Source organism: Arthrobacter sp. 35W (assembly GCF_000482545.1).
GTDB lineage: Bacteria > Actinomycetota > Actinomycetes > Actinomycetales > Micrococcaceae > Specibacter.
In genome coordinates, this window is sequence record NZ_KI519454.1 from 2,234,133 (window position 1) to 2,246,709 (window position 12,577).

The window sequence follows — 12,577 nt, forward strand, 5'->3', positions numbered from 1 at the left end:
CCCAGACCCCCGTTGGTCTGGCAGCACAGTGACAACGCCCGAGATGGCAACACCTGAGATGTTGATCACTATGGTGAACAGCGTACAACATAATGAACAACTCGCCAAGGGTTGCGTCTTCGCAGGCGCCACAGGGACTTCCCGGGGCCCAAACGTGGCAGCGTCACCCCATGGGATTGCCCAGCGTGCGGGCCAATTCCTGCAGCTCCGCCACCATTTGCTCCCCCTGCTCCTGGGAGTAGGTGGCCTTAAGAGCTGTCACCGACACACCCAGGCTCGGGCCATGGGCGCCGCGGGTGGGCACGGAAACGGCCAGGCACACCACTCCGGTGGTGGACTCCTCGTCTTCCATGGCATAGCCCTGGCTGCGGATGTTCTGCAATTGCGCCTTCAGCGCGGCGCCCGTGCGCAGGGATTTCGGCGTCATCACCGGCAGCTCAAGGTCGTCCGGGAACATTTCTGCGAGGTCATGGTCGTGAAGCCGGGCAATCAGGACCTTGCCCACGGCGCACAAGGAAACCGGCATCTTGTCACCGATGTTGGAGGTCAGCCGCACCGCAGGGTGGCCCTCATAGCGCGCCAGGTAGATGACATTCGTCCCGTCCAGCATGGCGATCCGCACCGTTTCCCTGGACAAGGTGGGAGCCTCCTCGCAGAAGCGGTAGAACTCCCGCACCTCGTCGCGGCGGCTCAGATAGGCGGCGCCCAGTTCAACAAGTTTGATGCCCAAGGCAAAGTCGGCACCCTGGCGCGTGATCAAGTCAGCATCCTCAAGGGCCAGCAGGAGGTTCGAGGTGGAGGATTTCGGAATGCCCAGCTCCCGCGCAAGATCGCTGAGCGTCAAGCGCCCGCTTTGGGATGCCGCCAGCACATCCAGCACCGCAGCCGCGCGGGTGACCGCCGGCGCCGGTGACGTTCCACCCAGATTTTCGCTGGCTCGTACTGTGCGGGTTTCGACCATGACCATCCTCAATGAGAGTCCAATGCACTGAACAGAAACCATCATAGTGGCCACGGGCGCTCGTGGAGGCTGGGAATCTGACGCGACGCATGGAGGTAGAACGTCCACTCTTGTGGTCCGGCGCAGGTGTGTGTATATTTGTTCCAAGCCTTCCACCGCGGCGTCCCCCAATAGTCGCGGTGGAAGGCCTTCCACTTTAACAACCGCACTCCGCAGGAACGACACGCCGAGTTTGCCGGTTGTTTGCGCAGCGGACACGGACGCGATATATTTTTTTCACTGGCTCCCCACCGTTGTATCCCCCAATAGCAACGGCGGGGAGCCTTTCATTTAACTGCCATTCCGCCCGGTGCAGCCGCAGGCCGCCGCCCGGAAAGCGTTCCCCCACAAATGTCCACAGATGAGTCTGTCGGTTCCTGCAGCTGCCCGCATGCGGCCAGGGAACGCAAAAACCCCGCAGTCGCCAGGCTCCAGGCCTGGCGACTGCGGGGTTCTTCGTGGTGGGTCCTACCGGGATCGAACCGATGACATCCACGGTGTAAACGTGGCGCTCTACCAGCTGAGCTAAAGACCCAAACGGCCGGTTCTTGCTGCGTTCCCATGGGGTTCGCGCTCCAACCAACGAGAAACTACTGTACCCGATGCGGTGCCGCTTTTACCAATCGGGACGCCCTGATCCGGGCTGCGGCCCCGGCTGGGCCAGAGCCCGCTCCAACTGCACGAGGGCCATGCTGGTTCCGGCGTCGAACTTCACCGTGGCCACATCATCCCCACGGGTGGTTCCCCGATTGATGACCACCACAGGCTTGCCGGCCTTGGCCGCATGCCGGACAAACCGCAGGCCGCTCATCACCGTCAGGGAGGATCCGGCCACCAGGAGTGCACCGGCGTCGTCGACCATGGCATAGGCGCGCTCCACGCGCGGCTTGGGCACGTTTTCACCGAAGAAGACGACGTCGGGCTTGAGCACCCCGCCGCACACCGGGCAGTCAGCCACGTGGAAGGACTCGATCAGATGCCCGGCCTCCAGGGTGGCATCGGCGTCGGGCGCCGATTCAACGCCACCGTGGGCGTTGACGGCGGCCAGGAAGCCCGGGTTCAGTGCATCCAGCACGTCGGCCAGCTCTGCCCGGCTGACGAGGTGGCCGCAGCGCAGGCAGATGACCTGGTCAAAGCGCCCATGCAGATCGACAACATTCTCGGCACCGGCACCCTGGTGGAGCCTGTCAACGTTCTGGGTGATGATGCCGGAGGCAAGCCCGGCCCGTTCCAATCGGGCCACGGCAAAGTGCCCGGCATTGGGGGACGCCTGGCGCACGGTCCGCCAGCCCAGATGGTTCCGGGCCCAATAGCGTTGGCGCAGCGCGGCGCTGCCCACAAACTCCTGGTAGGTCATGGGATTGCGCGGGGCGGAATCCGGCCCGCGGTAGTCGGGGATGCCGGAATCCGTGCTGAGGCCGGCGCCGGTGAGCAGGGCGATGCGGCGGCCGGCCAACAACGCAGTGATTTCTGCCAGAGTTTCCAGCTCGGCGCCGGTTGGCTCCGGCACATGGCCGGCGGCCGGCCCCCGGGCGAAGCCGGTAAAACCAATCCCCACGGGAGCCGCATCAGCCATGGCGCACTCCCCTACAGTGCGGCCAGCGCTTGACGGTACGCGGAGATCGGCCGCGCCTGGCCTGACGGGCTGGAAAAGTGGGACCGCAGAATTCCCCCGGCGTCAATCACAAAGGTGTCCCTGCCGGCGCGGCCGCGCATCTCGTCAAAGACGCCATAGCTCCGGGCCACTCCGCCGTGCGGCCAAAAGTCGGCCAACAGATCAAAATCCAGGCCTTCGGCGGCCGCGTAGGCCCGCAGTGAATACTTGCTGTCGACCGAGATGGCGAGCACCTTCGCATCGACATCGGCAAAGTCCGCCAGATTGTCGCGCAGCTCGCACAGCTCCCCCGTGCAGACGCCGGAGAAGGCGAAGGGGTAAAAGACCAGAACGACGGCGCTGCCCCTCAGCGCGTGCAGCGAGACGGGTTCGCCAAACTGGTTGGAAAGCTCAAACCCCGGGGCGGGGGCGCCGATGGCCGGCACCCCCGCCCCGGCGGTGGAGTCGACGCTCATTGCTTCTTGCGCGGCACCAGCCGGGTTGCGGCCCAATCGGCCGAAACTCCGGCAGTGGTGGTCGGGTGCAGCCCCGCAGTGGGTGCCGCCTCCTGGATCTCGGCGGGGGGAACGTAGCCGTCACGGCCGGACTTGGGGGTCAGGATCCACACGACGCCGCCCTCATCGAGGGTGGTCAGTGCATCCACGAGGGCATCGACCAGATCCCCGTCATCTGCACGCCACCAGAGGATGACGGAATCCGCCACCTCGTGGTCGTCCTCGTCCAGAAGGTCCGAACCCACCAGAGTCTCAATACTGTCCCGCAGATCGAAATCAACGTCGTCGTCGTACCCGAGTTCCTGGATTAGATCGCCATCCTTGAAACCCAATTTGCCTGCCACATTAACTACCGTGCCGGCGTCGGCCTCGCTCACGTTGTTCCTCCTGCGTTCAACGCTTTCGCGTTGTTGAAATGGTCCACATGCAAGTGCATGCTCGCTGGCTTCACCTTCGAAACCAGCATTCTGTCCTGACCAACATTGCCAGTTGCGCGGCTCCCGGTCTACTACCGCACCCCGAAGGGACGGCGGATGACCACGGAATTGCCTTCCCAACGCTGCGAAACTGGTCATGTGAGCCAGAACCGAAGGTGATTTCCCTCACTACAAGCCAACACCCTAACGGCCTTTGCTTCAAGCCGGAGGCAGCTGGGCCCCCGCCGGCTGGGCTTAACGCAGGACATCCAGCTACACACACTCCGCCGCCGCGGTCTACAGTGTTGTGTATGCGCCCAGAGCCACAGCTGTGGGCCAAGACACTGCTTTTAGAGAGGTTGGACGTGGCCGCAGGAGACGATACTTCCCATATCCTGAGCGGGTTAACAAACCAGCTGCCTGACAGGGATCCCGACGAGACCGCCGAATGGCTTGAGTCCCTGGATTCCTTGATTCAGGAACGTGGCACCGAACGTGCCCAATTCATCATGCGCTCCCTGCTCCAACGCGCCGGCGCCCAGTCCGTGGGCGTGCCGATGGTCACCACCACGGACTACGTGAACACGATCCCGGCCGACCAGGAACCCCAATTCCCCGGCAACGAGGAAATCGAACGCAAATACCGGGCCTGGCTGCGCTGGAACGCCGCCGTCATGGTCCACCGCGCCCAGGCCCCCGGCATCGGCGTCGGCGGCCACATCTCCACCTACGCCGGCGCCGCGACCTTGTACGAGGTCGGCTTCAACCACTTCTTCCGCGGCAAGGACCACCCCGGCGGCGGCGACCAGGTCTTCTTCCAGGGCCACGCGTCCCCGGGCATGTACGCCCGCGCGTTCATGGAGGGCCGCCTGTCCGAGGAGGACCTGGACGGGTTCCGGCAGGAAAAGTCCAAGGAGGGCCACGCCCTCTCCTCCTACCCGCACCCGCGCCTGATGCCGGCCTTCTGGGAATTCCCCACCGTGTCCATGGGCATCGGCCCGATGAACGCGATCTACCAGGCCCAGTCCAACCGGTACCTGCACCACCGCGGCATCAAGGACACCTCCGACCAGCAGGTCTGGGCGTTCCTGGGCGACGGGGAGATGGACGAGCCCGAATCCCGCGGCCTGCTCCAACTCGCCGCGAACGACAAGCTCGACAACCTGAACTTCGTCATCAACTGCAACCTCCAACGCCTGGACGGGCCGGTGCGCGGCAACGGCAAGATCGTCCAGGAACTGGAGGCCTTCTTCCGCGGCGCCGGCTGGAACGTCATCAAGGTCCTCTGGGGCCGGGAATGGGACGGGCTGCTCGCCAAGGATACGGACGGCTCCCTGGTGAAGGTCATGAACACCACCGTCGACGGCGACTACCAGACCTACAAGGCCGAATCCGGCGGATTCATCCGCGACCACTTCTTCGGCCAAACCCCCCAAACCAAGGACCTTGTCGCGGACCTGTCCGACGATGAGATTTGGAATTTGAAGCGCGGCGGGCACGACTACAAGAAGGTCTACGCCGCCTACAAGGCCGCCACCGACTTCAAGGGCAAGCCCACCGTGATCCTGGCCCACACCGTCAAGGGCTACGGCCTGGGCACCCACTTCGAGGCGCGCAACGCCACGCACCAGATGAAAAAGCTCACCCTGCAGGACCTGAAGGACTTCCGCGACCTGCTGCGCCTGCCCATTTCGGATGAGGTGCTGGAGGCGGACCCGTACCGTCCCCCGTACTACCACCCCGGCATGGACGCCCCGGAAATCCAGTATTTGATGGAACGCCGGGCCGCCCTGGGCGGCTTCGTCCCCGAACGCCGCAGCAAGCACGCCGAGGTCGTCCTGCCGGCGGAGAAGTCCTACGAGATGGCCAACCGCGGCTCGGGCAAGCAGCAGGCCGCCACGACCATGGCGTTCGTGCGCCTGCTCAAGGACCTGATGCGCGACAAGGACTTCGGCAACCGGATCGTGCCGATCATCCCGGACGAGGCCCGCACCTTCGGCATCGACGCGTTCTTCCCGACCGCGAAGATCTACAACCCCAACGGGCAGAACTACCTCTCCGTGGACCGCGACCTCGTCCTGGCCTACAAGGAATCCATCTCCGGGCAGATCGTGCACGCCGGCATCAACGAGGCCGGCTCCGTGGCCGCGTTCACCGCCGCCGGCACCGCCTACGCCACCCACGGGCAGCCGCTCGTGCCGATCTACGTGTTCTACTCCATGTTCGGCTTCCAACGCACCGGGGACTCCTTCTGGGCCGCCGCGGACCAGATGACCCGCGGCTTCATCATCGGCGCGACCGCCGGGCGCACCACCCTGACCGGTGAGGGCCTGCAGCATGCGGACGGGCACTCCCCGATCCTGGCCTCCACCAACCCGGCCGTGATCTCCTACGACCCGGCCTACGGGTACGAGATCGGGGTGATCATCAAGGCCGGCCTGGAACGCATGTACGGCAAGGATTCCACCGACCCCAACGTGATGTACTACATCACCGTGTACAACGAGCCGATCACCCAGCCGGCCGCCCCGGCCGAGATCGACGTCGAGGGCATCACAAAGGGGATCTACCTGGCCGCCCCGGCGACCACCGACGGGCCCCGCACCCAGCTGCTGGCCTCCGGCGTGGCCGTGCCGTGGGCCATCGAGGCCCAGCGGATCCTCGCCCAGGACTGGGGCGTGTCGGCCGATGTGTGGTCCGTGACGTCCTGGACGGAACTGCGCCGCGACGGGCTCGCCGCCGAAGAGGACGCGTTCCTGAACCCGGGAGGCCAGGCCCGCACCCCCTACATCACCGAAAAGCTCGCCGGGGCGACCGGACCCGTCGTGGCCGTGTCGGACTACATGAAGGCCGTCCCGGACATGGTCCGCCAATTCGTGCCCAACGAATTCGCGACCCTGGGCGCGGACGGGTTCGGATTCTCCGACACCCGCCAGGCCGCCCGCCGGTTCTTCAAGATCGACTCCCACTCCATCGTCGTCCGCGCCCTGGAAATGCTCGCCCGCCGCGGCGAGGTCGACTGGCAGGCCCCCGCCCAGGCCATCGAGAAATACCGGCTCCTGGACGTCAACGCCGGCACCACCGGCCAGGCCGGCGGCGACAGCTAACAACACCGCCTGTGGCGCATCGGCCGCCCCTGCGGACCCTTTGACGGGTTCCACCGGGGCGGCCGCTGCGCCACTGCTTTTTAAGCTGCGTTTGTAGCGACCCAACAAATGGGGCTGCTCCGGCAAGGGGTATTGTCGGTCTATGGCTCTTTCCTCCACCGACCCAGGACCATCCTCGCTCGGGGCCAGCGACGCCACACCGGCCCCTCAGCGGGCGAGTGCGTCCGACTCCGCCTCCGCGAAGGCCCAGGCCCTCACCCTTGAGCGCCTCCGTGCCAATGTGGGCAAGCTGTCCACCACCATGCTCAAGGAGCTGGACAGCTCCCTGCCCTGGTACCGGCGCCTGAGCGCCGATGAACGCTCGGCACTGGGCATGGTGGCCCAGAACGGCATCGCCGCCTTTGTCCAGTGGTACCAGCGGCCGTCGTCCCCACAGTGGGTGCTCTCGGATGTCTTCGGCACGGCCCCGGCCGAGCTGACCCGCTCCATCAGCCTGCAGCGGGCACTGCAATTGATCCGCATTGTGGTCCAGGTGGTGGAGGACCAGGTGCCGGACCTCGCCCCCAAGGCAGAGCAATCCGCGCTGCGTGAGGCTGTGCTGCGCTACTCACGCGAGGTGGCCTTCGCCGCCGCCGACGTCTATGCCCGGGCCGCCGAATCCCGCGGATCATGGGATACGCGCCTCGAAGCGCTGGTGGTGGACGGCATCCTCCGCGGTGAAAATTCGGACGCCCTGCAGTCGCGCATCGCAGCCCTGGGCTGGAAATCCCAGAGCCGTTTCACCGTCATGGTGGGCAAGTCACCCTCCGAAACCAACGCCGTCTTCGTCTCTGATCTGCGCCGCGCAGCCGGCCGCTTTGCCGAGGATGCGCTGGTGGGCATCCAGGGCGACAGGCTCATTCTGGTGCTTGGCGGCGTGGCCGAAAAGGAAATGGCGTACCTGCGCCTCAGCGAGCTCTTTGCCCCGGGGCCCGTGGTCTACGGACCACTGGCGAACACCCTGGCCGACACCTCCCTGTCCGCGCAGGCTGCCTTCTCCGCGATGGCGGTGGCCAAGGCCTGGCCGGGCGCCCCGCGCCCCGTGGCCGCCGATGATCTGTGGCCCGAACGCGTCATTTCCGGCGACGACACCGCCCGCCGCGCCTTGTTGAAGAACATCTACCGTCCGCTGGTGGCCGCCTCCAACGGGCTGGCCGAAACACTGGGCAGCTACCTGCAGCTGGGCCACTCCCTGGAGGCAACGGCCCGCGAGCTTTTTGTCCATGCCAACACCGTGCGGTACCGCCTGCGCCGGGTCTGCGACGTGACCGGCTGGGATCCCCTGATCCCCCGCGAAGCCTTTGTCCTCCAGACGGCGCTGGTGGTGGGCCGGTTGGCAACACCGGCCAAACCCACTGTGGAACGCTCCCCCGCCCGCCCGGCGTAGTGTCCGCCCGTTCGGCAATATTGTAGACTTCCTACAAATCGACTCCGTGAGCTTGGTGTGCGCAAACACCGGCAAAACACGGTCCCCTTTGGAAAGCTGGATAGCGTGCTTGCAATAGTCTGCCCAGGTCAGGGCTCCCAGACCCCCGGATTCCTCTCGCCCTGGTTGGAGCTGCCCGCAGTCGCCGGCCAGCTGGCCGCCCTGAGTGAGGTTGCAGGCATCGACCTCATCGCCCACGGCACCACCTCCGACGCCGAGACCATCAAGGACACCGCCGTCGCGCAGCCGCTGATTGTTGCGGCAGGCCTCGTGGCCGCCAGCGCCCTGCTGGACGCCCCCCTCGCCGAGCTTCCCGTGGTGGTGGCAGGACACTCCGTCGGTGAGATCACCGCCGCCGCCCTGACCGGCACCCTCAGCGACGATGACGCCATGCGCTTTGTCCGCGAACGCGCCAACACCATGGCTGCCGCAGCCGCCGCCACCCCCACCGGCATGAGCGCCGTCGTCGGCGGGGACCCGGAGGACGTGCTGGCCGCCATTGCGGCCGCGGGACTGACGCCGGCCAATATGAACAGCAAGGGCCAGACCGTTGCCGCCGGTACGCTGGAGCAGCTGGCAGTGCTGGCCGCCAATCCCCCGGCCAAGGCCCGCGTGATCCCCCTCGCCGTCGCCGGCGCCTTCCACACCTCGCACATGGCACCGGCCGTGGCCGCCCTGACGGCCCTGCGCCCGTCGATCACGGCGCACAACCCCTCGGTGCCGCTGCTGTCCAACTACGACGGCGCCGTCGTCGGCTCCGGCGAGGATGCGCTCTCCAGCCTCATCGCCCAGGTCTCCCGCCCGGTGCGCTGGGATCTGTGCATGGACACGATGTCCGCCATGGGCGTCACCTCCCTGATCGAGCTGGCTCCGGCCGGCACGCTGACGGGTCTGGCCAAGCGCGGCATGAGCGGTGTTGCTACCGTTGCTGTGAAGACTCCTGACGATCTTGCGTCAGCCAAGGAACTGCTGGCGGCACAGGCCGCCATGCGGGAAGAAGGAACCGAGTGAGCACTCCCACGCTGAAGCAGCGCCCCGTCAATGAATTTTCCCGGATCCTGGGCATCGGCGCCTACCGTCCGGAAATCATCGTCACCAATGACGATGTCTGCCAGTGGATCGATTCCTCCGATGAGTGGATCCGCCAGCGCACCGGCATCGTGACCCGGCACCGGGCCCCGAAGGATGTCAGCGTCATCGAGATGGCCGTGGCCGCTGGAGCGGAAGCCCTGGCGAACGCCGGCATCGAGGCCTCCCAGCTGGGCGCCGTCATCGTCTCCACCGTCACGCATCCGTACGCCACGCCGTCGGCCGCTGCCCTGATCACCGAGAAGCTCGGCGCCACCCCGGCACCGGCCTACGATGTCTCCGCCGCCTGCGCCGGCTACTGCTATGGCGTGGCCCAGGGCGACGCCCTGGTCCGTTCCGGTGCCGCCGACTACGTGCTGGTGATCGGCGCCGAGAAGCTCTCGGACGTCATCAACAACCACGAGCGCACCATTTCCTTCCTGCTCGGCGACGGCGCCGGCGCCGTCGTGATCGGCCCCGCCGACGAGCCCGGCGTTGGCCCCTCCGTCTGGGGCTCGGACGGCAGCAAGTGGGATGCCATCGGCATGACACACTCCATGCTGGACGTGAAGGACTTCAGCCAGAGCGCCATGAAGAGCGAATCCGTACTGGATGCCGCAGCCGCCGGCGAGATGCAGTCCTCCCTGTGGCCGACCCTGCGCCAGGACGGCCAGACCGTCTTCCGCTGGGCCGTATGGGAAATGGCCAAGGTGGCCAAGCAGGCCCTCGAGGCCGCAGGCATCACCGCCGAGGACCTGGGCGCCTTTGTGCCGCACCAGGCCAATATGCGCATCATCGATGAGATGGTCAAGCAGCTCAAGCTTCCCGAATCCGTCATCGTGGGCCGCGACATCGCGGAGGCGGGCAACACCTCCGCCGCCTCGATTCCGCTGGCCACGCACCGTCTGCTGCAGGAAAATCCGGAGCTCAGCGGCAAGTACTCGCTGCAGATCGGCTTCGGCGCAGGCCTTGTCTTCGGTGCACAGGTTGTCCGACTGCCCTAAGATTCCATAGCGACTCAAACTACAACCGTGGTTTGATCAATCACTGCCTCACCCTCTCCCCCGAGCGAAGCAGAACATCAAGAAAAGGAGCCACCCATGGCGAGCAACGAAGAAATCCTGGCCGGCCTGGCAGAAATCGTCAACGAAGAAACCGGCCTGGCCCCCGAGGCTGTAGAGCTGGACAAGTCCTTCACGGACGATCTGGACATCGACTCCATCTCCATGATGACCATCGTGGTCAACGCGGAGGAGAAGTTCGGCGTGCGCATCCCGGACGAAGAGGTCAAGAACCTCAAGACCGTTGGCGACGCCGTTTCCTTCATCGCCGGCGCCCAGGCCTAGGCTCCAGCCAGCCCTTAACGCCAGTGCGGCACAGGGCACCGCGGATGGCCGGCGGCACCGCCGGCCATCCGCTCCGCACCACCGTCCTGACCCCTCCTTCATTTTTAGAGAGTTGAAACCATGGCCCGCAAAGTTGTCATCACTGGACTCGGAGCGACCACGCCTATTGGCGGCGACGTTCCCACCATGTGGAAGAACGCCCTCAAGGGAGTCTCCGGCGCCCACACCCTGACCGAGGAATGGGTGGCGAAGTACGAGCTGCCCGTCCACTTTGCCGCCCATGTCACCACTCCCGCCAGCGAAGTGCTGACCCGCGTTGAGGCCAAGCGCCTCGACCCGTCCAGCCAGTTCGCTGTGATTGCCGCCCGCGAGGCCTGGAAGGATTCCGGCCTCGAGGACATCGACAACGACCGCTTCGCCGTGGCCTTCGCCACCGGCATCGGCGGCGTCTGGACCCTGCTGGACGCCTGGGACACCCTGCGCGAAAAGGGACCCCGCCGCGTTCTGCCGATGACGGTGCCGATGCTGATGCCCAACGGCGCCGCCGCGGCCGTCAGCCTGGACCTGGGCGCCCGCGCCGGGGCCCACACCCCCGTCTCCGCCTGCGCCTCCGGCACCGAGGCCCTGCACCAGGGTCTGGAGCTGATCCGCTCGGGCAAGGCCGACGTCGTCATGGCCGGTGGCGCCGAGGCTGCCATCCACCCGCTGCCGATCGCCGCCTTCTCCTCGATGCAGGCGCTCTCGCGCCGCAACGACGATCCGGAGCACGCATCGCGCCCCTACGACATCAGCCGTGACGGCTTTGTCATGGGTGAGGGTGCCGGTGCACTGGTGCTGGAGGCCGAGGAGCACGCTCTGGCCCGCGGCGCCCGCATCTACGGCGAGCTTGCCGGAACCTCCGTCACCGCCGATGCGTACCACATCACCGCTCCGGACCCCGAGGGCCTGGGTGCCACGCGCGCCCTGAAGGCCGCCCTGTTCGATGCACGGGCCCAGCTGGAAGATGTGGTGCACGTCAACGCCCACGCCACCTCCACCCCGGTGGGCGACCGCCCGGAGTACACCGCCCTGCGCGCAACCTTCGGCGACCACGTGGACAACCTGGCCGTCTCGGCCACTAAGTCCCAGACCGGCCACCTGCTCGGCGCCTCCGGCGCCGTCGAGGCCGTTATGACGGTCCTGGCCATCTACGAGCGCCAGGCCCCGGTGACCATCAACCTGGAAAACCAGGATCCGGAGATCCCGCTCGACGTCGTCACCGGCAAGCCGCGCATCCTGCCCGCCGGCGACATCGTGGCGCTGAGCAACTCCTTCGGCTTCGGCGGCCACAACGCCGTCGTCGTGGTGCGCAACCACTAGCTGCACCCCAACGACACAACGGCCGGCCCCCTCTCGGGGACCGGCCGTTTTCGTGGTGGCGGGTGAACCCGCGCTGCGGGAAGTGGGGTGTCAGCCGACGCGGTTGAGCCAGCGCACCGGAGCGCCCTCGGCCGCGTGGCGGAACGGTTCAAGCTCCTCGTCCCAGGCCTCGCCCAGGGCCAGCGACAGCTCATGGTAGACGGCGGAGGGGTCCCCGGCACCGGACTCGTAGGCGTAGCGGATGCGGTCCTCGGAAACAACGATGTTGCCGTGGGCATCCGTCATGGCATGGAAGATGCCCAGATCAGGGGTGTGGGACCAGCGGCCGCCGTCGACGCCGGGGCTCGGCTCCTCGGTGACCTCATAGCGCAGATGGACCCAGCCGCGCAGAGCGGACGCCAATGCGGCACCCGTACCCTGTTTACCTGTCCAGGCCAGCTCGGCGCGCACCATGGAGGGCGCCGCGGGCTGCTCTATCCACTGCAGATCCGTGCGTTTATCCACGACGGACCCAATGGCCCACTCGATATGAGGGCACAACGCAGTAGGGGCTGAGTGCACAAACAAAACACCGCGCGTCATCACAACGTCCATTCCATCCTCCATAGCTGTAGGTGCGTCTTCCCCAACGACCTTCAGGCAATGCGTGGATGTCTGAGCTGTGGCGCAGGTTCCGCTGGCAGCAGTCCCGGCTCAGGGGTTCGGCT

At 66.3% G+C, this 12,577-nt stretch carries 11 protein-coding genes and 1 tRNA gene; 6 read left to right on the forward strand and 6 right to left on the reverse strand.

What is annotated here, in order from left to right; translation table 11 throughout:
- Window positions 1–163 precede the first annotated feature (163 nt).
- From K254_RS0109920 to K254_RS0109940, 5 genes are all read right to left on the reverse strand, one after another.
- A complete protein-coding gene (locus tag K254_RS0109920; protein WP_026555231.1) occupies window positions 164–961 on the reverse strand; it encodes an IclR family transcriptional regulator in 798 nt (265 codons plus the stop codon).
- Window positions 962–1,459: 498 nt separating this feature from the next.
- Window positions 1,460–1,535, reverse strand: a tRNA-Val gene (locus tag K254_RS0109925).
- 81 nt (window positions 1,536–1,616) lie between these two features.
- Complete coding sequence (locus K254_RS22715; protein ID WP_051389036.1) at window positions 1,617–2,576, reverse strand: NAD-dependent protein deacetylase; 960 nt, start codon at window positions 2,574–2,576, stop codon at window positions 1,617–1,619.
- A gap of 11 nt (window positions 2,577–2,587) precedes the next feature.
- Window positions 2,588–3,070 (reverse strand): peroxiredoxin, encoded by a 483-nt coding sequence (locus K254_RS0109935; protein WP_026555232.1) that lies wholly within the window; start codon window positions 3,068–3,070, stop codon window positions 2,588–2,590.
- Window positions 3,067–3,486 (reverse strand): DUF3052 domain-containing protein, encoded by a 420-nt coding sequence (locus K254_RS0109940; RefSeq protein WP_026555233.1) that lies wholly within the window; start codon window positions 3,484–3,486, stop codon window positions 3,067–3,069. Before K254_RS0109940 ends, K254_RS0109935 begins: the two co-directional genes overlap by 4 nt.
- 350 nt (window positions 3,487–3,836) lie before the next feature.
- Here K254_RS0109940 and aceE point away from each other — a divergent pair, with 350 nt between their 5' ends.
- The 6 genes from aceE to fabF all read left to right on the forward strand — a co-directional run bounded on the left by aceE (window position 3,837) and on the right by fabF (window position 11,870).
- Window positions 3,837–6,632 carry a pyruvate dehydrogenase (acetyl-transferring), homodimeric type gene (aceE, locus tag K254_RS0109945; RefSeq protein WP_196810906.1) on the forward strand — a complete coding sequence of 932 codons (2,796 nt, stop codon included), beginning with the start codon at window positions 3,837–3,839 and terminating at the stop codon, window positions 6,630–6,632.
- Window positions 6,633–6,774: 142 nt separating this feature from the next.
- Window positions 6,775–8,058, forward strand: a complete 1,284-nt coding sequence (locus K254_RS22720) for a PucR family transcriptional regulator (RefSeq protein WP_051389037.1) — start codon at window positions 6,775–6,777, stop codon at window positions 8,056–8,058.
- 105 nt (window positions 8,059–8,163) lie between these two features.
- Window positions 8,164–9,108, forward strand: coding sequence for an ACP S-malonyltransferase (locus K254_RS22725; protein ID WP_051389038.1), 945 nt, complete (start codon window positions 8,164–8,166; stop codon window positions 9,106–9,108).
- Complete coding sequence (locus K254_RS0109960) at window positions 9,105–10,169, forward strand: beta-ketoacyl-ACP synthase III (protein WP_026555235.1); 1,065 nt, start codon at window positions 9,105–9,107, stop codon at window positions 10,167–10,169. The genes K254_RS22725 and K254_RS0109960 overlap by 4 nt, the downstream gene beginning before the upstream one ends.
- Window positions 10,170–10,265: 96 nt before the next feature.
- Window positions 10,266–10,511, forward strand: a complete 246-nt coding sequence (locus K254_RS0109965; protein WP_026555236.1) for an acyl carrier protein — start codon at window positions 10,266–10,268, stop codon at window positions 10,509–10,511.
- 120 nt (window positions 10,512–10,631) lie between these two features.
- Window positions 10,632–11,870, forward strand: a complete 1,239-nt coding sequence (gene fabF, locus K254_RS0109970) for a beta-ketoacyl-ACP synthase II (RefSeq protein WP_026555237.1) — start codon at window positions 10,632–10,634, stop codon at window positions 11,868–11,870.
- A 90-nt stretch (window positions 11,871–11,960) separates the two neighbouring features.
- On the opposite strand, the gene K254_RS0109975 is transcribed toward fabF, so the two are convergent.
- Window positions 11,961–12,464, reverse strand: a complete 504-nt coding sequence (locus K254_RS0109975) for a DUF3145 domain-containing protein (RefSeq protein ID WP_026555238.1) — start codon at window positions 12,462–12,464, stop codon at window positions 11,961–11,963.
- Window positions 12,465–12,577: the final 113 nt, after the last annotated feature.

What these genes read in the sequence shown, in the direction of transcription:
- K254_RS0109965 (WP_026555236.1), top strand. Translation starts at nt 10,266, where the DNA reads ATGGCGAGCAACGAAGAAATCCTGGCCGGCCTGGCAGAAATCGTCAAC.
- aceE (WP_196810906.1), top strand. Translation starts at nt 3,837, where the DNA reads ATGCGCCCAGAGCCACAGCTGTGGGCCAAGACACTGCTTTTAGAGAGG.
- K254_RS22715 (WP_051389036.1), bottom strand. Translation starts at nt 2,576, where the DNA reads ATGGCTGATGCGGCTCCCGTGGGGATTGGTTTTACCGGCTTCGCCCGG.
- fabF (WP_026555237.1), top strand. Translation starts at nt 10,632, where the DNA reads ATGGCCCGCAAAGTTGTCATCACTGGACTCGGAGCGACCACGCCTATT.
- K254_RS0109935 (WP_026555232.1), bottom strand. Translation starts at nt 3,070, where the DNA reads ATGAGCGTCGACTCCACCGCCGGGGCGGGGGTGCCGGCCATCGGCGCC.
- K254_RS22720 (WP_051389037.1), top strand. Translation starts at nt 6,775, where the DNA reads ATGGCTCTTTCCTCCACCGACCCAGGACCATCCTCGCTCGGGGCCAGC.
- K254_RS0109920 (WP_026555231.1), bottom strand. Translation starts at nt 961, where the DNA reads ATGGTCGAAACCCGCACAGTACGAGCCAGCGAAAATCTGGGTGGAACG.
- K254_RS0109975 (WP_026555238.1), bottom strand. Translation starts at nt 12,464, where the DNA reads ATGGACGTTGTGATGACGCGCGGTGTTTTGTTTGTGCACTCAGCCCCT.